A 23,567-nucleotide genomic window follows, 5' to 3' on the forward strand; every position below is an offset into this window, starting at 1 on the left:
CTGCCGGAAAGCCCGCCAAGATCGCCATCACCGCCGTCATGCGAAAGCTCGTCGTCACCGCGAACGCCATGCTCAAAGCCGATCGATGCTGGACGCAATCTCCAGCTTGATCATCACGGATACTCTAACCGGCGCGCGTCACCCGGCCGAACAATATCTGATAGACGTCATCGCCGCCGTCCTCTTCGAAAGCCGCCATGACTCGGCGCAGATCGCGGGGAGGAAGCGGCTTTCTCCCCTCGCTCGGCACCACGGCGCCGATGCCCTTGAGATGGGCGATCAAACCCTTTGCGCCGCCGCATGGCAGGGCATATTCCTCATCGAAGGCGAAGGCGTCCTCATAGGGCGCCAGCATGGACCGCAATGCGGGTAGCGAAGGATAGTCGGGAATGCCCGGCCTCAATCCGGCGGCCTGATGCGCCGAACGCCAGCGGGCGAAGCTGCCCTGCCCCATGGTCGAGAAAAGCAGGCTGCCCCCCGGGCGCAGCAATCCCGCCAACCGTGCGATCGCGCTTTCCAGATCGTCGAACCATTGAAAGGCCAGGCTGGAAAGAATGAGGTCGAACCATTCGCCGTCGAAGATCGGCGCTTCCCCATCCATCGCCAGGAAAGTGCCCGCAACCAGTCCGCCCGTGGCGGCGCGGGCCAGCATGTCCGGCGACAGATCCGTCACCACCAGTTCGGCGCCCGGCCAGCGCGCCTGGATGTCGCGTGTCAGAAAGCCCGTGCCGCAGCCGATCTCCAATATCCGGCCGACCCCGTCAGGCCTCTGCCGCTGCGCAAGATCGGCCACCAGCGCGGCGGCCAGCCGCTGCGGCCCGGCATGATCGTCATAATGCCCCGCAGCCGCGCCGAAAGCGTCGCTTATTCGTTGCTTGCGGTGGCCGTTCATGGCTAGTCGCATTGACAGAGCCGCACTCTCTTTTCCAGTCTTTCAAGGACCGCGCCGACCGATGACCGCCCTTTCCGCCCGGATTCCCGCCATGGACGTTCTGCGCGGCTGCGCGGTCATGGGAATCCTCTGGATGAACATCGCGGCCTTCGCCCTGCCCGAACAGGCCTATTTCAACCCCGCGGCGGCGGGGCCGCTGTCGACAGGAGACATTGCCTTCTGGACCGTCAGCTTCCTGTTGGTGGACGGCAAGATGCGGGCGCTGTTCTCCATGCTGTTCGGCGCGTCGATGCTGCTGCTGATCGACCGGGAGGAAATGGCCGGACGCGACGGACGACGGGCGCAGATGATCCGGGCCGGCTGGCTGTTCGTCTTCGGCCTCGCCCATTACCTGCTGCTGTGGTGGGGCGACATATTGATGATTTATGCGCTGGTCGGGCTGGCGGCGCTGCCATTCGCGCGCAGGGAGCCGCTGGCGCTCGTCAAATGGGCCTTTTTCTTCTTCCTGGCGCATTTCCTGATCTGCGCAGGCTTCATCGGCACGCTCTATGCCTGGGGCCATGCCGCCGCCGCACCCGATGCTCCCGGCCATGTCAGTGAGGGTTTCGCCGATTTCGTCGCTTCGCTTTCCGATCCGAACCACGCGGCCATCAGCAGCGAATATAGGGTCTATCGCGGCGGCTATGGCGGCATCCTCCTCCATCATGTCGCCCTGTTCGGCGGACAGTGGCTCACGACCCTGCCATTCGTCGCATTCGATACGCTGGGTTTCATGCTGCTGGGCATGGCGATGTTGAAGGGCGGTTTCCTCACCGGCCGTTGGGAGGCGGAGCAATATTGGCGGACGGCGCGGCACTGCTTCCTGATCGGGCTGATTCCGATGGCGGCGCTGGCGGCGTGGATCGTTTCCAGCCGGTTCGCTCCGCTCACGGCATTGGGATCGGTATTGGCCTGGTCCTTCCCCTTCCGCATCCCGCTTGCTGTGGGGTGGGCGGCCCTGGTCCTGTGGCTGTTCACGCGCCATCCTGCCGCATCGTTGACCGGGCGCATCGCGGCCGTCGGCCGACTGGCGCTCAGCAACTATCTGGGCAGCAGCCTCATCATGTGCGGGATCTTCTATGGCTGGGGACTGGGACTGTTCGGCCAGGTTCCGCACCATAGGCTGCCGCTGTTCGTGATCGCGGCATGGGCGACGATGCTGATCTGGTCGCCCCTCTGGCAACGCCGATTCGCCCTTGGCCCGGCGGAGTGGCTGTGGCGCAGCCTTGCCCGCGGCCAAACGCAAAAGATTCGCAACAGCGCCTGAATTCCTATTGCGACCTATTATCATCTGCGCTATCTCCCCCTCAGGAGATTTGCATGGTTGTCTGTGTCTGCAATGCCATCCGTGAAAAGGACCTGAAAGAGGTCGCCCGTGAAGGTTGCGCAACCCCTTGCAGCGCCTATGCGCGCCTTGGCCGGCGGCCGAAATGCGGCCAGTGCGTGCCCTTCGCCCGCACGATCATCGCGGCGGAGCGCGCCTCCATTTGAAGCCATTGCGAAGCAAGCGCATCGGATTGACGCGAACCTGACGCAATAGCGTAGCAGAAAATGGCGGATTTCTGCGGCTTTGCGGATTAACAAACGCAAGCCGAACGCTTATGATCCCGGCACTTTCCCCTACAGCCGGAGAAGAACGCCATGAAGGGCGACGCCAAGGTTATCGAATATCTGAACGAGGTGCTCAAGAACGAGCTGACCGCGATCAATCAATATTTCCTCCACTATCGCATGCTGAATCATTGGGGCATCGAGAAGCTGGCCAAGTTCGAATATGAAGAATCCATCGATGAGATGAAGCATGCGGACAAGCTGGCGGAGCGCATTCTGTTCCTTGACGGCCTGCCCAACTTCCAGTTGCTCGGCCGGCTGAAGATCGGGGAAACGGTGGAAGAAATCCTGAAAGCCGACCTCGAGTTGGAATATGAAGCCCTGCCAGTGCTGAAGGACGCCATCGCCTATTGCGAATCGATCCGTGACTATGTGAGCCGGGACCTGTTCCAGCATATCCTCGAAAGCGAGGAAGAGCATGTCGACACGCTGGAAACCCAGTTCGAGATGATCGAGCGCATGGGCATCCAGAACTATATCCAGCTGCAGAGCAAGGCTGCGGAAGAATAAGGGATCACGGGCGGGCGGGCCTATCCGGCATGCCTGCCCCGCCACTGACGCTTCGGATCAGCGGTGGGAATGACATTGTGCTCATGCGAAGACGGGAGCAGGCGTCATTCAGCCCATTTAAATCAGCGAATCGAGCAAACCGATCAGCGGCAGGTCGGCCGGCGGCATCTCCAGCGCATACATTTGCGCCGGCCTGACCCATTGCAGCGCGGTCGCATGACGCGCTTCCGCTATTCCTTGCCACTTGCGGCAGACATAGAGCAGCAGCAGCAGATGGCGGTCGCCCAGCGGCTCGCTCGCGAAGGTCGCGGGCGCCAGGCAGCTCGCATGGGTGCGAATGCCCAATTCCTCCTCCAGTTCCCGGATCAGCGCGGTTTCAGGCGCTTCCCCCGGCTCGACCTTGCCACCGGGAAACTCCCAGAGATGCGCCATCGGCTTGCCTGGCGGCCGCTGCTGCAGCAGCACGCGGCCATCCGCGTCGACCAGGGCGGCGGCGACCACCAGCAGAGGAGAAATTATCGTCATAATGGTTCCGCTTGAGGGGTTTGTTAACTCTGCCCCTTTTACAAGGGCATCCGGGGCTGTGTGTAAATGGGGTGCGGCATGCGGGCATTATTCAAAAATTTCAGCTTCTGGAAGCTGATCTACTGCCAGCGCGGAGCGACGGCGGTGGAATATGGGTTGATCCTCGCCCTCATCTGCCTGGCCATAGTCAGTGCCCTGTCCAACGTCGCCAACAAGACCATCGGCATGTGGAACAATGTCGCGACGGAAGTCCTGGCGCATTAACCATTTATGTCTGACACCTGCTGCGCTCCATTAAATCTTTATCAACCCGCACTCTCTACACCGTCCGAAGCTGACCTTCATTCCAAGCGGGGGGCGGCCGGGTAGTTAAACGTGAAATTTGACGCAAGGAGACTTCCAATGCAGTTCATCCGCAAGATGATGAAGAATGAAAAGGGTGCGACCGCCATTGAATATGGCCTGATCGCCGCGCTCATCGCTGTCGCCGCCATCGGCGCCATGACCAGCCTGGGCGGCAAGCTCACCAACACCTTCAACAAGGTGTCGAACAGCCTGACCAACTAAGCTTAGGCTTTAGTTTTAAAAAGGGCGACGGAAGCAATTCCGTCGCCCTTTTCATTGCGCCCAGCTTCACCAAGTCACGATCTTGACCCGCTGCCCGGAACGCAGCACGCTATTCGCCGTCAGGGCGTTGATCGTCAGGAACCGGTCCAGCGGATAATCCGTATAGGCCATGCGCCTGGCCAGGGACTGGACGGTGTCGCCAGCCTTTACAGTCACGACATCGACCCGGCGAGGCTTGATCGCCGCCGCGTCCTGGGGCGAAAGACGTTGTACCGACTGCACCATGGTGGAAAAGGGACCGATCCCCTGCCCCGCCGCCGTCAGCAGCAGGAAATGATAGGCTTTCCCGCCGCCGAAATCATAAGCGAAGACCGTCGCATCCACCTGGCTGGACTGGGTGCTGGCGCGAACGGTGCGCCAGGCTGCGGGCAGGCCGTTGACGGTGGTGCGCCGCACCTCTCCGGCCGGAACGCCGCCATTGCCGCCGCCCAGCTTCGCGAACACTGAGTCGATATAGGCGGACAGATCGCCCGAATAGGGTGCGGCGCTGAACTGCGCCTGGCCGCCCGACCCCACGACGCTGACGGCGCTCGCGCCATTTTCCATGCCGAAGCCCGATGGCGCGGTGAAGCTGACCCGCAAATCGGGATGGCGGAAGCGGCTGCCCTCGATCACGCCCTGTTTCGGATCGTCGCCATAGAGAACGCCGTTGAGGGCGTTCAGGAACGCGTCCCGGTTGCGGACCGTGCTGGTCGAGCCGCTGCCGGCTGCATTGCGTGACGCGCGGCCAACGCGCGAGGCGGGGTCGGGATGGGTGCTTGCCCATTCCGGCACCGAACGGGAACTGCCGGTGACCCGGGCATCCAGGCTGCTCTGCGCCGCGAGCGAGGCCAGCATGGATGACAGGGCCTTGGGATCGTAACCGCCCGACGCAAGATAGCGGATACCCAGATCGTCCGCCTCATATTCCTGGCTGCGCGAGAATTTGAGCGTCAGCAACTGGCTGCCTTGTCCGATCCCCTTCTGCAACATGCCGGTGAGCGCCGAATCGCCCAGCAGAGCGCCCGTCAGCACCTGCAACAGGGTGCCGCCAATGGCGTTGCGCTGCGCCGCCTGCTGCCGCCTCTGGCCATGCTGCGCCGCGACATGGCCGATTTCATGACCGAGCACACCGGCCAACTCCGCCTCATCGTTCATCAGCGCCATGAGCTGGCGCGTCACATAGACATAGCCGCCGGGAATGGCGAAGGCGTTGTTCACCGGCGAATTGAGCAGGGTGACGGTGAAGTCCCCCTGCGCATTGGACAGGCCGGACTGGACCGCGATGCGTTGGCCCACGCCCTCCACATATTTCGCCTGCGGCCCGGCATAGGCGCCGCCAAATTCGTTGAGGAGCTGGGGATGCTGCTTGGCGCCCGCTTCCTTTTCCTGCGGACTGATCGACGAAACCGTACGGATCGCCCGCTGCTGGCCGTCTGCGGACGGCGCGGCCGTCAGGACGATCAGGCCCAGCCCGGCGACAGCCAGAGATGATGTTCGTTTCACGGCGCCTCCTGCTACCCCTGTTACCTTCGCGTAACGAGCAATAGCAGGTGGATGTTCCCCGAAACAGAGGATCGCGCGGTCAGACGCCGATCGCCAGAAACTTGTCAGCGCGATCGGTACGCAGCGCATCGCCGCCAAGACCCGAGAGCGAATCCAGTTCCTCCCCGATCGCCGCGCCCAGATTGGCGATGGCCTGCACCGGCTCGCGATGGGCGCCGCCGACCGGCTCCGGCACGATCCGGTCGATGACGCCAAGCGCCTTCAGATGCTGCGCCGTCACCTGCATGGCGGTCGCGGCGTCGCTTGCCTTTTCCGCCGTGCGCCAGAGGATGGAGGCGCAACCTTCGGGAGAGATCACCGAATAGACGGCATGTTCGAACATCAGCACGCGATTGGCCGCCGCCAGCGCCACCGCACCGCCGGAGCCGCCCTCACCCACCACGGCGGCCACCATCGGCACGCCCAGCGCCAGGCATTGTTCCGTCGAACGGGCGATCGCCTCCGCCTGACCGCGCTCCTCCGCCTGCACGCCGGGGAAAGCGCCCGACGTATCGACCAGCGTCACCACAGGCAGGCCGAAACGGTCGGCCAGCTGCATCAGGCGGATCGCCTTGCGATAGCCCTCCGGCTTGGCCATGCCGAAATTATGGCGGACGCGGCTTGCGGTATCGTCCCCCTTCTCATGGCCGATCACCATCACGCGCCGCTCGCCCAGCGTAGCGAAGCCGCCGATGATCGCCTGATCGTCGGCAAAGGCGCGGTCGCCGGCCAGGGGCATGAAATTGTCGAACATGCCCGCGACATAATCCTTGAAATGCGGACGGTCGGGATGGCGGGCGACCTGCGTCTTCTGCCAGGGCGACAGCTTCGCATAGGTGTCGACCAGCATTTTGGAGGCGCGCTGCTCCAGCTTGTCGATCTCGCCGCTGATGTCGATGTCGCCCGCATTGGCGGTCGCGCGCAATTCGATGATGCGCGCTTCCAGTTCGGCAATCGGCTTTTCGAATTCGAGAAAACTAACCATGGCGCATGGCGTTAGGGCGCAGACGCTTCGCCGTCAACGCGCCGATGCGTCATGGAAGCCAGCGGATGGCGGCTGTTGACCAGTTCGACCAGCCTGCGGCTGTCGACATGGGTATAGATTTGCGTGGTGCCGATGTCGGCATGGCCCAGCATGGATTGCAGCGCGCGCAGGTCCGCCCCGCCTTCCAGCAAATGCGTGGCGAAGGCATGGCGCAGCACATGGGGGCTGACCCGATCCGGCGCGATGCCGGCAGCGGCGGCCAGCGCCTTCACCATCTGATAGAGGCGAATCCGGCTGACATGGCTCTTGCCCGACGGAAAGAGCCAGGGGCTGTCGGCCGGAACATGCGGCAGCCAGGCCGCCACGGCGGCGCGGGCGCGGTCTGAAATCGGCACCAGCCGCTCGCGCCCGCCCTTCCCCCTCAGGATCAGGAAGGGCCGATCGGATGCCAGGGCGCGGCGCGGCAGCGACACCAGTTCCGTCGCCCGCAGCCCCGATCCGTAAAGCAGCTCGATCAGCGCGGACAGCCGCAGGTCCAGCGGCGCGGGATGCTCGACAGCCAGCTTCGCCGCGATCAGGGCGAACAGGGATTCGACCTCGCCCGTCGAAAGGATCTTGGGCAGGGACCGGCGGGTGACGGGACGCGGCAGGGCAGCGGCAGGATTGTCGGCGCGCAGCCCCTCCTCCTCCAGAAAGGCGTAGAAGGCGCGCAGGGCGGAAGACTTGCGGGCGACGGAAGAGGCCGCCAGTTCCGCCCAGGCCGTCGCCAGTTCCGCCAGGCCATCCTTGGTGGCGACCGCCAGGCCGCCGACAAGGTCCGCCGCCCCCTGCAGGTCCGCGCGATAGGCCAGCAGCGTGTTGCGCGAGGCACCCCGTTCGGCCGCCATCATTTCCAGAAAGCGGTCGATAAGCGCGGCATCCTCTCCCATCAGAGCCGCGTCATCGCCTCCGCGGCGATCATCCGGGCTTCGGGGTCCAGCCCGACCCGATGCAGTGCCGCGACGATGTGGTAGAGGTGGAAGGCCGGGAGCCGGTTCCAGTCGGCGGTCTGCATGCCGACCGCCGCCAGCAGCGCGACGCTGCCCTTCTCGCCCCGGCCGGCCGCCGCATCGATGGCGCGCGACCAGCGGCTGGCGGCAGCCAGATCGAAACCATGATCCTGCGCCAGCGCCGCACCGTCCTGCGCATTGAGCCGCGACAGGCCCGCCAGCGCGGCGATCAGCATCTGCGCCTTGTGGGGATCGGCATCCTTGGCGAAGGAGGAAACCCGTCCCGACCCGATCTCCACCACCGCGCTCGGCGCACCGACCGCCAGCAAGGCCCAAAGGTCGGCCGCGCCGTCACCGTCCGCCTGCGCCGCAAGCCGCGACCACTGCGCCGCGCTGCGGTCATAACCGGCGGTGAACATGGCCGCGACCAGATTGGCGGCATCGCGCGCGCTCAGCTCCGAAACCGGCAGCGCCGCGGCTGCCCGCGCCGTCGCGATCAAGCCGACGAAATCCGGCCGCGCCTCATTCTGCCAAACTGTCCGCATCGCCTGGAGCCGCTCGTCCGTCCCCGATCCGGCATAGGCGGTGCGCAGCGCGTCCACCCGGTCGGCCGCATTGGCGGGCACGTCGCCGTCGGATTGCAACTGGCTGTAGAAGCCAACCAGCGCCTGCGAGGAAAAGACGCCGAGCCGAGCCGCCACCTCTGCGCCCGGCAGGCGACGAACGGCGGACAAGGCAGGGGCACGCGCTTCCCAGGCGCGGACATGGGGCCCGGCCGTGGCATAGAGATCATCGGGTATCTCGACATTGAGCGCCGTCGCGAGGCCGAAACGCCAGGCCGTCAGCCGGTCCACCGCGTCCCATTCGATCTTCACCGACCTGCGGGCGTTGAATCCGGTGCCCACGACCTTTTCCGCCAGCCGATAGTCGATGCCGCGCACCACGCCCCGCCGTTGCGCCTGGTTGAGCGCCCCGCTGGCCGAACCCTGATCCCCTGAAAGCGCCGGGCATATGGCGCGCGTCATGTCCCAGCCCGGCTCCTTGCTGAACCGCAGCGCGCCCACCGACAGCGGACACAGTCCCGCCGGATCGGCCGTCGCCAGATAGGTCTGCATGGCGATGGCATAGAGGCGGGGGGTGAACCGGTCGGAATCGACGCTCTGCACCAGCAGGCGGGCGCTGTCCGCCTCCCCCATGCGCAGCAGCAGCCAGGCGCGTTCGGCGACCCAATCGGCGCCGTCGATGTCGCGGGGCGTATCGGTCGCGGACAAGAGCGCCCGGCGCAGCAGGATCGACGCCCAGCGGGAGGTGATCGGCGCCCGCGTTTCCTTCATCAATGCAGCAAGGAACTGGCCCGACTGCGCGCCGAAGGCATTGGGAGCCAGCCCCCGCTGCTCCGGCGTCAGCGGCCCAACGCGATCGAGTGAGCGATGGGCGTTTTCCGGCAGGTCGTATTTCTGCTTTTCGGCGGCCAGCTCCTCCTCGCTCATCGGTTCCGCCGCATTGTCCCCGGCCTCGTCCGTGATGGCGAAGCTGGGCGGCACGATGGGCGCGGCGGGCGTGGAGCCGACAGGCGGCGCGGGCGTGCCCGGGGCGGGGCGCGGCGGCTGCGTGCCGGGTTGCGGCGTTTCGGGCGCATCGCCGAAGCCGGGCGGCAGGAGCGATTCGGGCGTCTCCTGCGCCACCACCGGCAGCGCCAGAGCGAGCGCAAGCGTGCCCAGCGCCCATTTCGCATTCACCCGCCGTTGCGCCATGCCGTTTACTGGCCCAGCTTTTCGGCGGGAATGACCTTTTCCACGCGGGCCTGCGGCTTTTCGCCGCCGCGCGACCAGAGCAGGGCGATGATCCCCGCCAGCACAAGGACCGCAATGATGGGGATGATCGGCAGGGACGTCTTGCGGCGCCGGGAGCTGCCCTCAAAACTGCTGTAGGAACGGTTGCGCTTCATGAGTCCTGTTCTGGCTGGCTATTCTGGCTGGGCCAAAGCTGAAGGAAAGTTGCGATTTGCCTTGTCGACGCGGGGATGTATAGCCCCGCTCGCCATGCAGCGAAACAGCAAATCCGCCAATGCGCAAGCGAAGCGCGGTCCCATCGTCCTGGTGGGCATGATGGGCGTGGGCAAATCGACCGTCGGGCGTCGGCTGGCGGCGCGGCTTGGCGTGGGCTTCGTCGATGCGGACGAGGAGATCGAAAAGGCCGCGGGCATGACGATCACCGAAATGTTCGAACGCTATGGCGAGGCCTATTTCCGCGATGGCGAACGGCGGGTGATCGCCCGGCTGATGGATGGGGAGCCCAAGGTCATCGCGACCGGCGGGGGCGCCTTCATGCAGGAAGAGACGCGGGCGCTGATCCTGGAGCATGCGCTGGCGATCTGGCTGAACGCCGACATCGACACGCTGGTCGACCGGGTGTCGCGGCGCGAGGGACGGCCGCTGCTGAAGGGCAAGGACCCGCGCGTCGTGCTGACCGAGCTGGCCGCGATCCGCAATCCGGTTTACGCACTCTGCCCCATTCATGTGAAAAGCGCCGCCGCGCCGCATGACGTGGCGGTCGACAGTATCATGGAGCAGCTTTCCCAATGGCCATAGTCCGCGTCGCACTGGATTCGCGCAGCTACGACATTCTGATCGAACAGGGCGTGCTGGACCGGGCGGCAACGCATCTGGCAGGCTATGCGCGCAAGGGACGGCTGGTGGTGGTGACCGATCGGCATGTCGCCGCCGCGCAACTGCCCCGCCTGGAGGCCAGTCTGCGGGCCGCCAATGTGGCGGTCGAAGCGGTGGTCCTGCCACCGGGAGAGCAGACCAAGAGCTGGCGCCACCTTGAAGAGCTGCTCGATGCGCTGCTGGCGCTGGAGATAGAGCGCGGCGACCATGTGGTGGCGCTCGGCGGCGGGGTGATCGGCGATCTGGTGGGCTTTGCCGCCTCGATCCTGAAACGCGGCTGCCATTTCATCCAGGTGCCCACGACATTGCTGGCGCAGGTGGACAGTTCCGTCGGCGGAAAGACCGCGATCAATGCGAAGGCGGGCAAGAATCTGGTCGGCAGCTTTTACCAGCCCTCGCTGGTGCTGATCGATCCCTCGACGCTCGACACGCTGCCGGCGCGGGAGACGCGGGCCGGTTATGCCGAGGTGGTGAAATATGGCCTGATCGACGATCCCGCCTTTTTCGCCTGGTGCGAGGCGGAAGGGCACAGGCTGCTGTCCGGCGACGTCCAGGCGCGCGAATATGCCATCGAACGCAGCGTGGCCGCCAAGGCGGCCATTGTTGCCGATGACGAGCGGGAGACATCCGGACGGCGGGCCTTGCTGAACCTTGGCCATACCTTCGGCCATGCGCTGGAGGCGGATACCGGCTTTTCGGATCTTCTGCTCCATGGCGAGGGCGTCGCGGCGGGGATGGCTCTTGCCTTCCGCTATTCGGCGCGGCGCGGCCTGTGCCCGGCGGAGGATGCGGAGCGGGTGACGGCGCATCTGAAAGCCGTCGGGCTGCCGCACGACCTCGCCAGCGCGCATGTGAAGGCGGACGGCGCGGCGCTGGTCGCGCATATGCTGCACGACAAGAAGATGGCGGCAGGCACCCTGCCCTTCCTGCTGGCGCGGGGAATCGGGCAGACCTTCCTGTCGAAGGATGTCGTGCTGGATGATGTCGCCGCGTTCCTGGACGAGGATCGCATGGCGGCGGGATGATGCCCGGGATGGCTGATAGGGATGGTCAGCCACCGTTAAGCCCCTTCCCTTCAGGTTCAAACGGGGCATGTAACTCGTTTGAAGGGTGGGGATGGGAAGTGCCCATAGGCTGAGACTGCGCGTGAGGCACGCCCCTCTCCCCTGAAGAGGAGGGCAAGCGTCAATGTCCGCTTCTGGCGAAAAGCCGCCTCTACCAACCAAATAAAAAGGGCGCCCCAGGAGGCGCCCTTCCCTATTCTTCGCTTGAAGGCCGATTACTTCTTCAGCGTCAGGCCGCCGAAACGCTTGTTGAAGCGTGCCACCTGGCCGCCCTGCTCAAGCTGGCGGGTGCCGCCGGTCCAGGCCGGGTGCGACTTGGGATCGATGTCGAGCGCCAGCGTGTCGCCTTCCTTGCCCCAGGTCGAGCGGGTGCGGAACGTCGTGCCGTCGGTCATCTGGACGGTGATGAAGTGGTAATCGGGATGCGTATCGGCCTTCATGGGTCTGCTCCGTTCAGGGGCCGGTTTCCGACCGGCCATGGATGCGAAAATCTGCGAAGGCGCGCGGTTACATGGGAATGCGCGCAAAAGCAAGGGGAAGAACGGGCGGTTCCCTGTATCAGTCGACCCGTCATTCCGGCTGGGGAGGAAGTGGCGGGAAAGTCGGGATCACCGCCGCGTTTCAGTTCACCGGCGGGTCGGCAATCATCGCGACGAAACTGGCCTCGGCGCAGAGCTTGCCCTCGACCATCGCCTTGCCCGTGAACTTGCAGACGCGGCCGCGAATCTGGACCAGATCGACATGCAGGTCGAGCAGGCAGCCCGGTTCGACCGGATTGCGGAACTTCGCCCCATCGATGCTCATGAAATAGACGAGCTTGCCCGAACCGCGAAGGTCCATGGTTTCGACCGTCAGCACGCCAGCGGCCTGCGCCATGGCTTCGACGATCAATACGCCGGGCATGATCGGCCGGCCGGGGAAATGCCCCTGGAAGAAATCCTCGTTGATCGACACCGCCTTGACCGCGTGGATCGTGCTGTTCGGCACGAGCGAAATCACGCGGTCGACGAGCAGCATCGGATAACGGTGCGGCAGCGCCGCCATCACCCCACGAATATCGATGGGGCCGATGGCGGCGGCAGCATTGTCAGACTGAACCGTCATCAAGCGATCAGCGCGAGGTCGGCTGCTGCGACGGATTGGCGGGAGCAGCGGCCGGAGCGGCAGCGGCCTGGCCCTGGCGGCCCGGCTGCCAGCCGGCCGGCGGGGTGATGCCGACGCTGGGCACCAGCGCGTTGAGTTCGGTCACCACCGACTGGGTGATGTCGACGGTCGGCTGATAGGACACGGTCGCGTCAGGCGACAGGATCAGGTCGACCTTCGCCTTGGTCATCGCGGACTTCAGCGCATCCGACAGCTTGGCCGAAATCTGCTCCTCGACATAGGCGTTGGCGAGAGCGATCGGCTGACCCAGGCGCTGCAGTTCGGCCTGGCCGTCCTGACCGGCCTTCTGATAGGCCTCATATTGGGTCTGGATTGCCGGGGTCGGCTTGCCACCGGCTGCCTTCATCGCGGCTTCCAGGGCCGTGCCCTTGGCCTTGAGATCGGCGTCGATCGCATTCTTGCGTGCGGTAAAGCCGTCGATCTGCGCCTTGTAGGTGGTCTGGATCTGCGTGCGCGCGGTCGAATAGGCCGAGCTGGTGGCGACGGCGCGTTGCAGGTCGACGACGGCGATGCCGGTCTTCGACTGGGCAGCGGCCGGGACGCTGGTCAGCGCCATGGCGGTCATCGGCGCCAGAACCAGCGCGGCGGCCTTGAAAATGGTCTTCATCAGAATTGAGTCCCTACGTTGAAGCTGATTAGCTGAGTGTCGTCCCCTGGTTCCTTGAGCAGGGCCTTGGCGATGTCGATGCGGAACGGCCCGAAGGGCGAGTTCCAGTTGACGCCGAAGCCCACGGCGACACGCGGTTTCAGCGTATCGCCCAGATATTCCTCATCGAACGGGCCGATGATGAGGGTCTGGTTGGTCCCGCACGTGCCGGGAGTCCCCGCCTCGCTGCGCGAACCGGTCGTGTTGTCGGCGCAGATGCCGTTCGAATTCGTCGTGCGGGGATTGCGCAATCCGGCGACCGCACCGACATCCGCGAAAATCGAGGGACGCAGGCCCATTTCACGCGCACCCGAGCCCAGCGGAATTTCCATTTCCGCCCGCGCCAGATAATAGACCTTGCCGCCCAGGGCGTCGTCGGAAACATTGTTGTTCCCTTCGCCCCGCACATAGGTGGTATTGCCGCTCGAGTCGGTCTGCGACTGCAGGTAATAGCGCTTCACGCGCGGGCCGATGCCGCGAATATCGAAGCCGCGAATCTGCGGATTGCCCAGGAAGAAGCGATCCGTCAGGCGAACCTTGTCGACCAGCTCGTTCGAAGCGTCCCGGCGGTCGCCTTCAAGGCTGTGGATATAGCCGCCCTCCGCAGAGACGGAGAAGATGAACCCGCCGCCGACAGGCCAATATTTGGAGCCGTTCAACCGCGTGCGCACATATTTGACGCTGCCGCCCAGACCCGCGAAATCCTGGCTGAGAACGACATTATGGCCCCGTGTCGGACGAATGCGGTTGTCGCGGGTATCGTAGATCAGAGAATAGCCCAGCGACGACGTCGTCCGCTTGCCGATGGCGTCGCAAAGATAGCGTCCGGCCAGCAGCGGATCGCACTGAAGTCCCAGCGGACCTGCGCCATCGGGATCGGAGTAGTAGGTATCCTTGTCGAGCGTCACGTCGTCCAGATTCAACGTGTAACGCAGGGCCAGCGACATATATTCCGTGATCGGCACGCCGGCGCGAAGCTGGAAGCCGGTCGTCGTCTGTTCATAGGTCGTGTCGCGGTCGTTATTGTTCAGATAACGGAAGCTGTTGAGGTCGCGGCGATAGATGTCGCCGCCCAGTGCGATATTCTTGTCCATGAAATAGGGCTCGGTGAAGCCCACTTCCACCGACTTGGAATAAGCCGAATAATTGACGCTGGTGCGCAGTTCCTGGCCCTTGCCGCGGAAGTTGCGCTGGGTGATCGACGCCGCGACGATGAAACGCTCCAGCGAGGAGAAGCCGGCCGAAAGCGACAATTCGCCGGTCGATTTTTCCTGCACATTGGTTTCCAGGACGATGCGGTCCGGGGCGGAACCCGGCTTCTGCTCGATGTCCAGCTTTTCCTGGAAGAAGCCCAGCGAATTGATGCGGTCCTTCGACCGCTTGACCAGGAAGCTGTTGAACGCATCGCCCTCCGCCAGGCGGAATTCGCGGCGCACGACCTTGTCCTGGGTCAGCGTGTTGCCATTGATGTCGACCCGCTCGACATAGACGCGCGGCGCATTGGCGATGCGGAAGTCGATCCCCATCGTCAGCGTGTCCTTGTCGCGCTGGAAGTCCGGCTGGACGTCCGCGAAGGCATAGCCGAACAGGCCCGCCGTTTCGCTCAGCGTGTCGACCGTGTCCTCGACCTGCTTGGCGTTGTACCAGTCGCCCTTCTTCATCGGCAGCATCTTGGTCAGCGAATCGCCGGACAGGTCGCGAATGTCGCTGTTGACCTTCACATCACCGAATTTGTAGCGCTGCCCTTCCTCGACCACATAGGTGATGATGAAGTCCTGCTTGTCCGGCGTCAGTTCCGCCACGGCGGAGATCACTCGGAAATCGGCATAGCCTTCGGTCAGGTAGAACTGGCGCAGCTTCTGCTGGTCATAGGCCAGACGATCCGGATCGTAGCTGGTGCCCGACGAGAAGATGCGGAACCAGCGCGATTGCTTGGTCACCATCTGGCTGCGCAGTTCGCCGTCCTTGAACTTCTCATTGCCGATGATGTTGATCTGGCGGACCTTGGATTTCGGCCCTTCGGAGATTTCGAAAACGATGTCGACGCGGTTCTGGTCAAGCTGCACCATCTTCGGTTCGACCGTGGCGGCGAAGCGGCCCTGCCGGCGATACAGCTCGATGATGCGGGCCACGTCGGCGCGCACTTTCGAGCGGGTATAGATCTGGCGCGGAGCCAGTTTTATTTCGGGACGTATCTTGTCTTCCTTGAGGCGCTTATTACCTTCAAGGACGATGCGGTTGATGACCGGGTTTTCCTTAACCTCGACGGTCAGCGCGCCATTGTCGTTGCGGATCTGGACGTCGGCGAACAGCTCCGTCTCGTAAAGGTCGCGCAACGCTTGGTCGAGCGATTCCTGGGTGAAGGGCTGGCCGATCCGCAGCTTGGTGTAGGACAGCACCGTATCCGGCTCCAGGCGCTGCTGGCCAGTGACGGAGATGGCGCGGATGGTTCCGGCGGCTGGAGCGACTGCCGGAACGGGCGCAGGCGCGGCAGCCGGCGGGGCATTTTGAGCCATCGCCGGGATCGCAGACATGCCCGCGATCATCGTCGTCGCCAACAGGGCCACGACGACCGGGCGCTGCCTGTTGCTGCTCATCATCGCTGTCACCCGCTCCACCTTCTACAAAAAAGCAACATGTCGTTCACGCCGGACCCATTCCGTTCACATCCGGAAAGACGGCGCCAAATCGCGTCCTCCTGCCCGATACGGCTCAGCCGATCAAGCCGGACAGACGATCCCAGAGGCCGAAAGAGGATAAATCGTTGAATGTTACCAGCACCATCATCGCCAGCAGAACCGCCAGGCCCGAGCGATAGGCCCATTCCTGCACCTGCGGACTGACCGGTCGCCGCTGTATCGCCTCCACCCCGTAGAACAGCAGATGCCCGCCATCCAGCATCGGGATTGGCAAGAGGTTGATGAACCCCAAGTTAATCGAGATGAGGGCCATGAAGAAGACGAAGCTCTCCACCCCCAGCGTCGCCGCCTGACCGGAAACCTCCGCGATCTTGAGCGGGCCGCCCAGTTCCTTGACCGATCGGCCGCCCCCCACGATCTGGCCCAGCGTCTCCACCATGGTGCGGATGATCTGCCCCGTCCGCTCCACGGCGACGACCGGGGCTCGGGCTAGGCTGACGGGCTCGATCACCGGCTCACCCGGCGCGATGCCCAGCCGTCCGATGCGGAACTTGTTGCCGAAGCCGTCATCTTCCTCGACCGCGCCGACCTTGCCCTGCTTCTCGAACAGCTTGCCCCGGCGGTCGATCACGATGGTGACGGGTTCGCCGGGGCGGATCTGCGCGAACAGGCGAATATCGTCGAAGGTCGTCATTTCCCGCCCGTTGAGCGAGACTATGCGGTCGCCCACGACGATGCCAGCCGCCGCTGCCGCGCTGCCGGGCTGCACCTGCCCGGCGACCGCAGGAGTACGGCTCTCGCCATGGACGAAGGCGAAGGTTGCAAGGATCGCCATGGCGAAGAGGAAGTTGATCGCCGGCCCGGCCGCGACGATGGCCGCCCGCTGCCATAGCGGCTTGGCAGGGAAGCTCTCGGCCCGTTCGGCGGCGGGCATTTCCAGCCAGCGGGGATCGGTCTGGCTCGCCGCGTTCATGTCGCCCTTGAAACGCACATAGCCGCCCAGCGGCAGCGCCCCCAGGCGCCAGCGGGTGCCGCGCCTGTCCACCCAGGCCGCGATTTCCGGGCCGAATCCGATGGAAAAGGCCTCCGCCTTCACCCCGCACCAGCGGCCCACCAGATAATGGCCCAGCTCATGCACGAAGACGAGCGGTCCGATGACCGCCACAAATGCGACTACGGTCAACAGGAAACCGGGATTCTGGATCAAGCGGTCAATCTTTCCATCACTTGTGCAGCCATATTACGCGCCTGCGCATCCGCTTCCAGCACATCGTCGATCTGGCGGGGCACAGGCGCGCTATAGCGGTTCAGGACATCCTCCACAATCATGGCGATATCAAGGAAGCCTATGGCGCCTTTGAGGAAGGCGGCGACGGCGACCTCATTGGCGGCGTTCAATATGGCGGGCGCTGCGCCGCCCGCCTCCGCCGCCTGCCGGGTCAGCCGCAGCGCGGGGAAGCGATGCTCATCCGGCGCCTCGAAATCCAGGCGGGCGATCCGGGCGAGGTCCAGCGGCTGGCAAGGGGTAGCGATCCGATCGGGCCAGGCCAGCGCATGGGCGATGGGGATGCGCATGTCGGGCGAGCCAAGCTGCGCCAGGGTTGAGCGGTCGCGATATTCGACCATGGAGTGGATGACCGATTGCGGATGGACGAGGATCTCGATCCGGTCGAGCCCGACCGGGAAGAGATGCGCCGCCTCTATCAGTTCCAGCCCCTTGTTCATCATCGTCGCGCTGTCGACGCTGATCTTCGCGCCCATGGACCAGTTGGGATGGGCGACGGCCTGCGCGGGGGTGATGCCGCGCATCCCCTCCCGGCTGCGGGTGCGGAAGGGGCCGCCGCTCGCGGTCAGGGTGATCCTTGCGACATCTTCCATGCGACTGCCCGCAAGGCACTGGAATATGGCATTATGTTCGCTGTCGACCGGCAGCAGCGTCGCGCCCGACGCACCGACCGCGTCCATCATCAGCGCGCCCGCCGACACCAGCGATTCCTTGTTGGCGAGCGCGACCGTGCCACCCGCCTTCAACGCCGCCATGGTCGGGCGCAGCCCCGCGCAACCGACGATGGCGGCCATGCTCCAGTCCGCGCCTGCACCGGCCACGTCGACCAACGCGCCTTGGCCGGCCGCCGCCTCCGTCCCGGAACCGCGCAGCGCATCCTTCAGCGCGTCATAGCGGGTCTCGTCCCCGATCACCGCGATCGCGGCATTGCTCTGCCGCGCGGCGGCGGCCAGACCCGCCACATCGCCATGCGCGGTCAGCGCAACAACGCTATAGCTGTCCGGATCGCGCTGGATCAGGTCCAGCGTGGACATGCCGACCGATCCGGTCGCGCCGAAGATCGACACTTTCTTCATGGCAATTGCACCAGGATCATATAGCAGATCGCGGCCAGCGGCGCGGCGGCGACCACCCCGTCCAACCGATCCATCACGCCACCATGGCCGGGCAGCAGCGTACCGCTATCCTTCACCCCTGCACGGCGCTTCATCCAGCTTTCCAACAGGTCGCCCAGTTGCGCGGCGACCGCCAGCAGGCCGCTTGCCGCGGCAAGCTGAACCGGCAGGTCCGCGAACCGGTAGAGCAGGAAACCCACGGTCAGCGCCGCCAGCACCCCACCGCCAAGGCCGGCCCAGGTCTTGGACGGGCTGACGCGCGGAGCCAGCTTCGGCCCGCCAATGGAGCGGCCGGCGAAATAAGCGCCGATGTCGGTCGCCCAAACGAGGCCCAGCGCCCAGAGGGTCAGCAGCAACCCCTGAAGATTGGGCGCCTGTTCGCGCAGGAAAAGCAGCGCCATCACCGGCACGACGATATAGGGCACGCCCAGCGCCAGCTTGACCGACCGGCCCACCAGCGCGACGAAGAAGAAGGCGGCCGCCATCAATGTGAAGGCGAGCCAGGACACGCCGGCCGCCGCCGGGCAAAGGATCGCCAGCGGCACCGAGACGGCGAACATCGCCAGCTTGCGGTTCTCCGGCGTGGCTCCGGTCAGGTCGCCCCACTCCCCCTGCATCAGCACGCCCGCCACGGACAGCAGCATCCAGAAAAGGAAGCCGCCCGAAAACAGGGCCGCCAACGCTACGAGGATGAGCACGACGCCGACGATGGCGCGGGTGCGAAGCTCGCTCGACATGCCTGTCACAGCCCGCCGAAACGGCGGTCCCTCAGGCGGAAGGCGTCCAGTGCGGCAGCCAGCGCCCGCCCGTCGAAATCCGGCCACAGCATGTCCGTGAAATAAAGCTCCGCATAGGCGGCCTGCCATAGCATGAAATTGCTGAGCCGCTGCTCGCCCGAGGTACGGATCATCAGGTCGAGCGGCGGCAGGTCTGCGGTGTAGAGCGCCGCATCCACATCGGCGAGGCCGATCTCCTCCGCCGCGATCTCGCCGGCGGCCACGCGGCGCGCCAGCGTCTGGGCCATGCGAACCAGTTCGTCCTGCGCGCCATAGTTGAGCGCTATGGCAATGATCGGCCCGCTATTCCCCGCAGTCCGCGCCACTGCATTGTCGATCAGCGCCACCAGCGCAGGATCGAGCGCCCGATAATTGCCGATGATGCGCAGCCGCACGCCATTGGCATGGAATTCGTCAAGGTCGGACTGGATGAAATGACGCAGCAGGCCCATCAGGTCCGCCACCTCGCCGGCCGGACGCTTCCAGTTTTCCGAGGAAAAGGCGTAGAGCGTCAGGCATTCCAGACCCAGTTCCCGCGCGGCGCGGGCGACGCGGCGCACCGCCTCCACCCCCGCCCGATGGCCGGCGATGCGGGGCAGGAAGCGCTTCTTCGCCCAGCGTCCATTGCCGTCCATGATGATGGCGACGTGACGAGGCATGGCCGTTCCTGGCGGAACATCCTTGGGGCGCGCGCCATGGGCTGGCGCGCCGCTGGTCAGATCGGTTTTGGCTTGGGTGGCCATCAGACAGGAATGCGTGCTTTGGCCGCGAAAGGAAAGCCCCGGATCACTGACCGAGAATTTCCTTTTCCTTCGCCGCAGCCGCCGCGTCGATGTCCGCGATGGTGCTATCGGTCAGCTTCTGGACTTCGGTTTCCTTGCGCTTGCGCTCGTCCTCGCTGATCTCGCCCTTCTTCTCGTCGGTCTTCAGGCTGTCCATGCCGTCGCGGCGGACATTGCGGACGGCGATCCGGGCGCCCTCGGCATATTTGCTGGCGAGCTTGGCGAGTTCCTTGCGGCGCTCCTCGGTCAGGTCGGGGATCGGCAGGCGCAGCGTCTGGCCGTCGACGATGGGGTTAAGGCCCAGCCCCGCCGAACGGATCGCCTTGTCGACCGGGCCGACATTGCTCTTGTCCCACACCTGCACGGAAAGCATGCGCGGTTCGGGCGCGGAAACGGTCGCGACCTGATTAAGCGGCATATGCGCGCCATAGACCTCGACCGTCACCGGATCGAGAAGCTGGATATTGGCGCGGCCCGTGCGCAGGCCCGACAGATCGCCTTTCAGCGATTCCAGGGCACCCGCCATGCGGCGTTCGAGGTCGGCCTTGTCATATTGAGCCATTTTGTTTCAGCGCTCCTGATTTTGCACGATCGTCGCCACACCGTCACCGGCCAGCACCTTGGCCAGATTGCCGGTTTCGCGGATGTTGAACACGACGATGGGGATATTGTTTTCGCGGCAAAGGGCAATGGCGCTCGCGTCCATGACCTTCAGATTGTCGTTCAGCACCTGGTCGAAGCTGATCGCTTCATAGCGGGCCGCATCCGGCACCTTCTTGGGATCGGCATTGTAGATGCCGTCGACGCTGGTCCCCTTGAACAGGGCGTCGCAATCCATTTCGGCCGCCCGCAGCGCCGCCGTGGTGTCCGTGGTGAAGAAGGGGCTGCCGGTGCCCGCCGCGAAGATGACGATCCGTCCCTTCTCCATATGCCGCACCGCCTTGCGCCGGATATAGGGTTCGCAGACCGACGCCATCGGAATGGCGGACTGGACGCGCGTGTCGTAGCCCAGCTTCTCCAGCGCATTCTGCACGGCGAGCGCGTTCATGACGGTGGCCAGCATGCCCATATAGTCGGCGCTCGCCCGGTCGAAACCCTTGGCGGCGCCCGCCAGACCCCGGAAGATATTGCCGCCGCCAACGACGACGCACAGTTCGAACCCCGCATCCTTCGCCGCCGCGATCTCGCCCGCGACGCGGTTCACCGTCTCCGGCTCGATGCCGAACTGCCCCTGCCCCATCAGCACTTCGCCCGAAAGTTTCAGCAGGATGCGCTTGAAGGCTGGGCGAGACATGCGGGGCAATATTCCTTTTATGATCGGGCAAGGAAATGGCGCGCACCTTAAGCAGCGCGCGCCATGTTGTGAAGCAGGGTTTTGGAAACCCCGAACTTCCTTAGCGCCCGCTTCCGGCTTGTCGAGAAGCCTGAGCCTCCCGACACCGCCGAAGCGAACGAACTATCGGATCAGACGCCTGCGGCCGCGGCCACTTCGGCGGCGAAGTCGCTCGTTTCCTTCTCGATGCCTTCACCGAGCTGGAAGCGGACATAGTTCTTCAGCGTGATCGACGCGCCGGCATCCTTCGCCGCCTTCGCGACGACATCGGCAACCGGGGTCTTGTTGTCCATCACGAAGAGCTGGCTGAGCAGGGCCTGCTCCTTGGCGAACTTGGCGACGGCGCCGTCGACCATCTTGGCGACGATCTCGGCAGGCTTGCCCGATTCGGCGGCCTTTTCAGCGGCGATGGCGCGCTCGCGCTCCAGCAGGGCCGGATCGATGTCGGCGGCCGACAGCGCCAGCGGGAAGGCAGCGGCGATGTGCATCGCGATCTGCTTGCCCAGCGGCTCCAGGACGTCGGCGGGCGCATCGCCTTCCAGCGCAACCAGCACGCCGATCTTGCCCAGGCCCGGAGCGGCCGCATTATGGACATAGGGAACGACCACGCCCTGGTTCACCTCGACCTGGCCGACGCGGCGCAGGGTCTGGTTCTCGCCGATGGTGGCGATGTTGGCGACCAGCTTCTCGGCGACCGTGCCGCCCGAGGGATAGGCCGCGTTCGACAGCGCCTCGGCATCGGCCACGCCGTTCTCCAGCGCGATGACCGACACGGTGCGGACGAAATCCTGGAACTGGTCGTTCTTGGCGACGAAGTCGGTTTCGCTGTTCACTTCGACGGCCACACCCTTGGTGCCGGCGACGGCGACGCCGACCAGGCCTTCGGCGGCGGTGCGGCTCGACTTCTTCTGCGCGGCGGCCAGACCCTTGGCGCGCAGCCAGTCGGTCGCCGCTTCGATGTCGCCATTGGCTTCGGTGAGCGCCTTCTTGCAATCCATCATGCCCGCGCCCGAACGGTCGCGCAGTTCCTTGACGGCAGCAGCGGTAATCTCGGCCATGTTTCGGCTCCTAAAGTTCAATGTTTCAGAAAAACGGCAGGGCGCGTTCCAGTGGAGCGCGCCCTAGCCTGTCAATTTTGCAGTTCGAAGACCGCGTCTCAGGCCTGAGCGACGACCTCTTCGGCCTCGGGCTCGTCCAGAGCGCCCAGGTCGACGCCCGAAGCCTGCTGCGCACCGCGGTTGCCCTTGGTGGCGGCGGCGGCGACGGCGTCGCAGTAAAGGCGGATCGCGCGGCTGGCGTCATCGTTCGCCGGAACCGGGAACGCGATGCCGTCGGGCGAGACGTTGGAATCGAGGATCGCAACGACCGGGATGCCCAGCGTGTTGGCTTCCTTGATCGCCAGTTCTTCCTTGTTGGCGTCGATCACGAACATGACATCGGGGATGCCGTTCATGTCGCGGATGCCGCCCAGCGACAGTTCCAGCTTCTCGCGCTCGCGGGTCATCTGGAGGACTTCCTTCTTGGTGAAGCCGTGGGTGTCGCCCGACAGCTTCTCTTCCAGGGTCTTCAGACGCTTGATCGAACCCGAAATGGTCTTCCAGTTGGTGAGCATGCCGCCCAGCCAGCGATGGTTGACGAAATGCTGGCCCGACTTGCGGGCGGCTTCGGCGATCGGGTCCTGCGCCTGGCGCTTGGTGCCGACGAACAGCACCTTGCCACCGGCGGCGACGGTCGCCGACACGAAGTCCAGCGCGCGGCCGAACAGCGGCACGGTCTGCGACAGGTCGAGAATGTGGATGCCGTTGCGCTCACCGAAGATGTACGGCTTCATGCGCGGGTTCCAGCGGTGGGTCTGGTGGCCGAAATGCGCGCCGGCCTCGATCAATTGATGCATGGTGACGACAGGAGCCGCCATAATATTTCTCCTTCCGGTTACACCTCTGGGAATCAGGAACTGGGCGTCACGCACAGCACCGGATATGTCGATTCCCATGTGGAATGGGCGCGCCTTTAACGGCGTCGGAATATCAATGCAAGGGGGTTGACTCTCCATTCCGGATAGAACATAAGGAGAACATCGGGAACAAATGGCGGATTCACGCCGTTTGCCTGCCTATAGTGAACCAAGCCGTGCAAATGGCAAGACAGAAAGTGAGCTGCATATGTTCGCACTGGTCGCAGCACTTGTTTTCATCGGATCCTTCCTGCTGGCCGCAGGCACCATTATCGGCATGTTCCTGGCCTATCATGACAAGATGGTCGCGGCGCTGACGTTCGAACCGATACCGCAGGAAACGCCGGTCTATCGCCTGCGCATCAGCCGGCGACGCGCGTCACCCTCTGCACGGCAGGCCGCGCCGGCTTTTGCGGCGGCGGTCCTGGCCGCCTGAGG

Annotated in this window: 27 protein-coding genes; 8 read left to right on the top strand and 19 right to left on the bottom strand. The window is 64.7% G+C overall.

Going from position 1 to position 23,567, the window contains the following annotated elements:
- Window positions 1-124 precede the first annotated feature (124 nt).
- Window positions 125-892: a methyltransferase domain-containing protein gene (locus EWH10_RS04950; protein WP_044661807.1), complete on the bottom strand. Its 768-nt coding sequence runs from the start codon at window positions 890-892 to the stop codon at window positions 125-127.
- A 61-nt stretch (window positions 893-953) separates the two neighbouring features.
- On the opposite strand from EWH10_RS04950, the gene EWH10_RS04955 reads away from it, so the two are divergent.
- The 3 genes from EWH10_RS04955 to bfr all read left to right on the top strand — a co-directional run bounded on the left by EWH10_RS04955 (window position 954) and on the right by bfr (window position 3,052).
- Complete coding sequence (locus EWH10_RS04955; RefSeq protein ID WP_044661806.1) at window positions 954-2,198, top strand: DUF418 domain-containing protein; 1,245 nt, start codon at window positions 954-956, stop codon at window positions 2,196-2,198.
- A 53-nt stretch (window positions 2,199-2,251) separates the two neighbouring features.
- A complete protein-coding gene (locus EWH10_RS04960; RefSeq protein ID WP_025547882.1) occupies window positions 2,252-2,422 on the top strand; it encodes a (2Fe-2S)-binding protein in 171 nt (56 codons plus the stop codon).
- Between the two features lie 150 nt (window positions 2,423-2,572).
- Window positions 2,573-3,052 carry a bacterioferritin gene (gene bfr, locus EWH10_RS04965; protein WP_025547881.1) on the top strand — a complete coding sequence of 160 codons (480 nt, stop codon included), beginning with the start codon at window positions 2,573-2,575 and terminating at the stop codon, window positions 3,050-3,052.
- A gap of 117 nt (window positions 3,053-3,169) precedes the next feature.
- Here the strand turns inward: bfr and EWH10_RS04970 are convergent, their stop codons facing one another.
- Complete coding sequence (locus EWH10_RS04970) at window positions 3,170-3,577, bottom strand: (deoxy)nucleoside triphosphate pyrophosphohydrolase (RefSeq protein ID WP_025547880.1); 408 nt, start codon at window positions 3,575-3,577, stop codon at window positions 3,170-3,172.
- A gap of 78 nt (window positions 3,578-3,655) precedes the next feature.
- On the opposite strand from EWH10_RS04970, the gene EWH10_RS04975 reads away from it, so the two are divergent.
- Together EWH10_RS04975 and EWH10_RS04980 are read left to right on the top strand one after the other, a co-directional pair.
- Window positions 3,656-3,841, top strand: coding sequence for a Flp family type IVb pilin (locus EWH10_RS04975; RefSeq protein WP_007682781.1), 186 nt, complete (start codon window positions 3,656-3,658; stop codon window positions 3,839-3,841).
- Window positions 3,842-3,979: 138 nt separating this feature from the next.
- Window positions 3,980-4,144, top strand: coding sequence for a Flp family type IVb pilin (locus tag EWH10_RS04980; RefSeq protein ID WP_025772654.1), 165 nt, complete (start codon window positions 3,980-3,982; stop codon window positions 4,142-4,144).
- Window positions 4,145-4,210: 66 nt separating this feature from the next.
- Here the strand turns inward: EWH10_RS04980 and EWH10_RS04985 are convergent, their stop codons facing one another.
- The 5 genes from EWH10_RS04985 to EWH10_RS05005 form a co-directional block, all read right to left on the bottom strand.
- On the bottom strand, window positions 4,211-5,689 hold the full coding sequence (locus tag EWH10_RS04985; protein WP_044661805.1) for a M48 family metalloprotease: 1,479 nt from the start codon (window positions 5,687-5,689) through the stop codon (window positions 4,211-4,213).
- A gap of 79 nt (window positions 5,690-5,768) precedes the next feature.
- A complete protein-coding gene (locus tag EWH10_RS04990) occupies window positions 5,769-6,713 on the bottom strand; it encodes an acetyl-CoA carboxylase carboxyltransferase subunit alpha (RefSeq protein ID WP_044661804.1) in 945 nt (314 codons plus the stop codon).
- Window positions 6,714-6,724: 11 nt separating this feature from the next.
- The gene (locus tag EWH10_RS04995) at window positions 6,725-7,642 is read right to left on the bottom strand and encodes a tyrosine recombinase (RefSeq protein WP_044661803.1); all 918 of its coding nucleotides are present in this window, start codon (window positions 7,640-7,642) and stop codon (window positions 6,725-6,727) included.
- Window positions 7,642-9,456, bottom strand: coding sequence for a hypothetical protein (locus EWH10_RS05000; RefSeq protein WP_065846814.1), 1,815 nt, complete (start codon window positions 9,454-9,456; stop codon window positions 7,642-7,644). Before EWH10_RS05000 ends, EWH10_RS04995 begins: the two co-directional genes overlap by 1 nt.
- A gap of 5 nt (window positions 9,457-9,461) precedes the next feature.
- A complete protein-coding gene (locus EWH10_RS05005) occupies window positions 9,462-9,650 on the bottom strand; it encodes a hypothetical protein (RefSeq protein WP_044661801.1) in 189 nt (62 codons plus the stop codon).
- A gap of 94 nt (window positions 9,651-9,744) precedes the next feature.
- Here EWH10_RS05005 and EWH10_RS05010 point away from each other — a divergent pair, with 94 nt between their 5' ends.
- A complete protein-coding gene (locus tag EWH10_RS05010) occupies window positions 9,745-10,293 on the top strand; it encodes a shikimate kinase (protein ID WP_025547872.1) in 549 nt (182 codons plus the stop codon).
- Window positions 10,284-11,396, top strand: a complete 1,113-nt coding sequence (gene aroB / locus EWH10_RS05015; protein ID WP_044661800.1) for a 3-dehydroquinate synthase — start codon at window positions 10,284-10,286, stop codon at window positions 11,394-11,396. Before EWH10_RS05010 ends, aroB begins: the two co-directional genes overlap by 10 nt.
- Window positions 11,397-11,650: 254 nt before the next feature.
- On the opposite strand, the gene rpmE is transcribed toward aroB, so the two are convergent.
- The 12 genes from rpmE to rpsB all read right to left on the bottom strand — a co-directional run bounded on the left by rpmE (window position 11,651) and on the right by rpsB (window position 23,090).
- A complete protein-coding gene (gene rpmE, locus EWH10_RS05020) occupies window positions 11,651-11,875 on the bottom strand; it encodes a 50S ribosomal protein L31 (protein ID WP_007687040.1) in 225 nt (74 codons plus the stop codon).
- 181 nt (window positions 11,876-12,056) lie between these two features.
- The gene (fabZ, locus tag EWH10_RS05025; RefSeq protein ID WP_044661799.1) at window positions 12,057-12,539 is read right to left on the bottom strand and encodes a 3-hydroxyacyl-ACP dehydratase FabZ; all 483 of its coding nucleotides are present in this window, start codon (window positions 12,537-12,539) and stop codon (window positions 12,057-12,059) included.
- A 7-nt stretch (window positions 12,540-12,546) separates the two neighbouring features.
- Window positions 12,547-13,206, bottom strand: coding sequence for an OmpH/Skp family outer membrane protein (locus EWH10_RS05030; protein ID WP_025547868.1), 660 nt, complete (start codon window positions 13,204-13,206; stop codon window positions 12,547-12,549).
- Window positions 13,206-15,845 carry an outer membrane protein assembly factor BamA gene (bamA, locus tag EWH10_RS05035; protein ID WP_044661798.1) on the bottom strand — a complete coding sequence of 880 codons (2,640 nt, stop codon included), beginning with the start codon at window positions 15,843-15,845 and terminating at the stop codon, window positions 13,206-13,208. The genes EWH10_RS05030 and bamA overlap by 1 nt, the downstream gene beginning before the upstream one ends.
- Before the next feature lie 112 nt (window positions 15,846-15,957).
- The gene (gene rseP / locus EWH10_RS05040) at window positions 15,958-17,091 is read right to left on the bottom strand and encodes an RIP metalloprotease RseP (RefSeq protein WP_044661797.1); all 1,134 of its coding nucleotides are present in this window, start codon (window positions 17,089-17,091) and stop codon (window positions 15,958-15,960) included.
- Window positions 17,088-18,245 (bottom strand): 1-deoxy-D-xylulose-5-phosphate reductoisomerase, encoded by a 1,158-nt coding sequence (locus EWH10_RS05045; protein WP_044661796.1) that lies wholly within the window; start codon window positions 18,243-18,245, stop codon window positions 17,088-17,090. Before EWH10_RS05045 ends, rseP begins: the two co-directional genes overlap by 4 nt.
- A complete protein-coding gene (locus EWH10_RS05050; protein WP_025547861.1) occupies window positions 18,242-19,021 on the bottom strand; it encodes a phosphatidate cytidylyltransferase in 780 nt (259 codons plus the stop codon). Before EWH10_RS05050 ends, EWH10_RS05045 begins: the two co-directional genes overlap by 4 nt.
- Window positions 19,022-19,026: 5 nt before the next feature.
- The gene (locus tag EWH10_RS05055; protein WP_025547860.1) at window positions 19,027-19,803 is read right to left on the bottom strand and encodes an isoprenyl transferase; all 777 of its coding nucleotides are present in this window, start codon (window positions 19,801-19,803) and stop codon (window positions 19,027-19,029) included.
- A 43-nt stretch (window positions 19,804-19,846) separates the two neighbouring features.
- Window positions 19,847-20,404, bottom strand: coding sequence for a ribosome recycling factor (frr, locus tag EWH10_RS05060; protein WP_025547858.1), 558 nt, complete (start codon window positions 20,402-20,404; stop codon window positions 19,847-19,849).
- 6 nt (window positions 20,405-20,410) lie between these two features.
- Window positions 20,411-21,136, bottom strand: coding sequence for a UMP kinase (pyrH, locus tag EWH10_RS05065; protein WP_020821031.1), 726 nt, complete (start codon window positions 21,134-21,136; stop codon window positions 20,411-20,413).
- Window positions 21,137-21,306: 170 nt separating this feature from the next.
- Window positions 21,307-22,233, bottom strand: coding sequence for a translation elongation factor Ts (gene tsf / locus EWH10_RS05070; RefSeq protein WP_044661795.1), 927 nt, complete (start codon window positions 22,231-22,233; stop codon window positions 21,307-21,309).
- Window positions 22,234-22,331: 98 nt separating this feature from the next.
- Window positions 22,332-23,090, bottom strand: a complete 759-nt coding sequence (gene rpsB, locus EWH10_RS05075) for a 30S ribosomal protein S2 (RefSeq protein ID WP_025547855.1) — start codon at window positions 23,088-23,090, stop codon at window positions 22,332-22,334.
- A gap of 172 nt (window positions 23,091-23,262) precedes the next feature.
- Here rpsB and EWH10_RS05080 point away from each other — a divergent pair, with 172 nt between their 5' ends.
- Window positions 23,263-23,565 carry a hypothetical protein gene (locus EWH10_RS05080; RefSeq protein ID WP_226869765.1) on the top strand — a complete coding sequence of 101 codons (303 nt, stop codon included), beginning with the start codon at window positions 23,263-23,265 and terminating at the stop codon, window positions 23,563-23,565.
- The last annotated feature ends 2 nt before the right edge of the window (window positions 23,566-23,567 follow it).

It is taken from the genome of Sphingobium fuliginis, assembly GCF_004152845.1.
Classification (GTDB): Bacteria; Pseudomonadota; Alphaproteobacteria; order Sphingomonadales; family Sphingomonadaceae; genus Sphingobium; species Sphingobium fuliginis.

Excerpts from the sequence above, each read along its gene's own strand:
- EWH10_RS04950 (WP_044661807.1), bottom strand. The coding sequence starts at position 892 with ATGAACGGCCACCGCAAGCAACGAATAAGCGACGCTTTCGGCGCGGCT.
- EWH10_RS04955 (WP_044661806.1), top strand. The coding sequence starts at position 954 with ATGACCGCCCTTTCCGCCCGGATTCCCGCCATGGACGTTCTGCGCGGC.
- EWH10_RS04960 (WP_025547882.1), top strand. The coding sequence starts at position 2,252 with ATGGTTGTCTGTGTCTGCAATGCCATCCGTGAAAAGGACCTGAAAGAG.
- bfr (WP_025547881.1), top strand. The coding sequence starts at position 2,573 with ATGAAGGGCGACGCCAAGGTTATCGAATATCTGAACGAGGTGCTCAAG.
- EWH10_RS04970 (WP_025547880.1), bottom strand. The coding sequence starts at position 3,577 with ATGACGATAATTTCTCCTCTGCTGGTGGTCGCCGCCGCCCTGGTCGAC.
- EWH10_RS04975 (WP_007682781.1), top strand. The coding sequence starts at position 3,656 with ATGCGGGCATTATTCAAAAATTTCAGCTTCTGGAAGCTGATCTACTGC.
- EWH10_RS04980 (WP_025772654.1), top strand. The coding sequence starts at position 3,980 with ATGCAGTTCATCCGCAAGATGATGAAGAATGAAAAGGGTGCGACCGCC.
- EWH10_RS04990 (WP_044661804.1), bottom strand. The coding sequence starts at position 6,713 with ATGGTTAGTTTTCTCGAATTCGAAAAGCCGATTGCCGAACTGGAAGCG.
- EWH10_RS04995 (WP_044661803.1), bottom strand. The coding sequence starts at position 7,642 with ATGGGAGAGGATGCCGCGCTTATCGACCGCTTTCTGGAAATGATGGCG.
- EWH10_RS05000 (WP_065846814.1), bottom strand. The coding sequence starts at position 9,456 with ATGGCGCAACGGCGGGTGAATGCGAAATGGGCGCTGGGCACGCTTGCG.
- EWH10_RS05005 (WP_044661801.1), bottom strand. The coding sequence starts at position 9,650 with ATGAAGCGCAACCGTTCCTACAGCAGTTTTGAGGGCAGCTCCCGGCGC.
- EWH10_RS05010 (WP_025547872.1), top strand. The coding sequence starts at position 9,745 with ATGCAGCGAAACAGCAAATCCGCCAATGCGCAAGCGAAGCGCGGTCCC.
- aroB (WP_044661800.1), top strand. The coding sequence starts at position 10,284 with ATGGCCATAGTCCGCGTCGCACTGGATTCGCGCAGCTACGACATTCTG.
- rpmE (WP_007687040.1), bottom strand. The coding sequence starts at position 11,875 with ATGAAGGCCGATACGCATCCCGATTACCACTTCATCACCGTCCAGATG.
- fabZ (WP_044661799.1), bottom strand. The coding sequence starts at position 12,539 with ATGACGGTTCAGTCTGACAATGCTGCCGCCGCCATCGGCCCCATCGAT.
- EWH10_RS05030 (WP_025547868.1), bottom strand. The coding sequence starts at position 13,206 with ATGAAGACCATTTTCAAGGCCGCCGCGCTGGTTCTGGCGCCGATGACC.
- bamA (WP_044661798.1), bottom strand. The coding sequence starts at position 15,845 with ATGATGAGCAGCAACAGGCAGCGCCCGGTCGTCGTGGCCCTGTTGGCG.
- EWH10_RS05045 (WP_044661796.1), bottom strand. The coding sequence starts at position 18,245 with ATGAAGAAAGTGTCGATCTTCGGCGCGACCGGATCGGTCGGCATGTCC.
- EWH10_RS05050 (WP_025547861.1), bottom strand. The coding sequence starts at position 19,021 with ATGTCGAGCGAGCTTCGCACCCGCGCCATCGTCGGCGTCGTGCTCATC.
- EWH10_RS05055 (WP_025547860.1), bottom strand. The coding sequence starts at position 19,803 with ATGGCCACCCAAGCCAAAACCGATCTGACCAGCGGCGCGCCAGCCCAT.
- frr (WP_025547858.1), bottom strand. The coding sequence starts at position 20,404 with ATGGCTCAATATGACAAGGCCGACCTCGAACGCCGCATGGCGGGTGCC.
- pyrH (WP_020821031.1), bottom strand. The coding sequence starts at position 21,136 with ATGTCTCGCCCAGCCTTCAAGCGCATCCTGCTGAAACTTTCGGGCGAA.
- tsf (WP_044661795.1), bottom strand. The coding sequence starts at position 22,233 with ATGGCCGAGATTACCGCTGCTGCCGTCAAGGAACTGCGCGACCGTTCG.
- rpsB (WP_025547855.1), bottom strand. The coding sequence starts at position 23,090 with ATGGCGGCTCCTGTCGTCACCATGCATCAATTGATCGAGGCCGGCGCG.
- EWH10_RS05080 (WP_226869765.1), top strand. The coding sequence starts at position 23,263 with ATGGCGGATTCACGCCGTTTGCCTGCCTATAGTGAACCAAGCCGTGCA.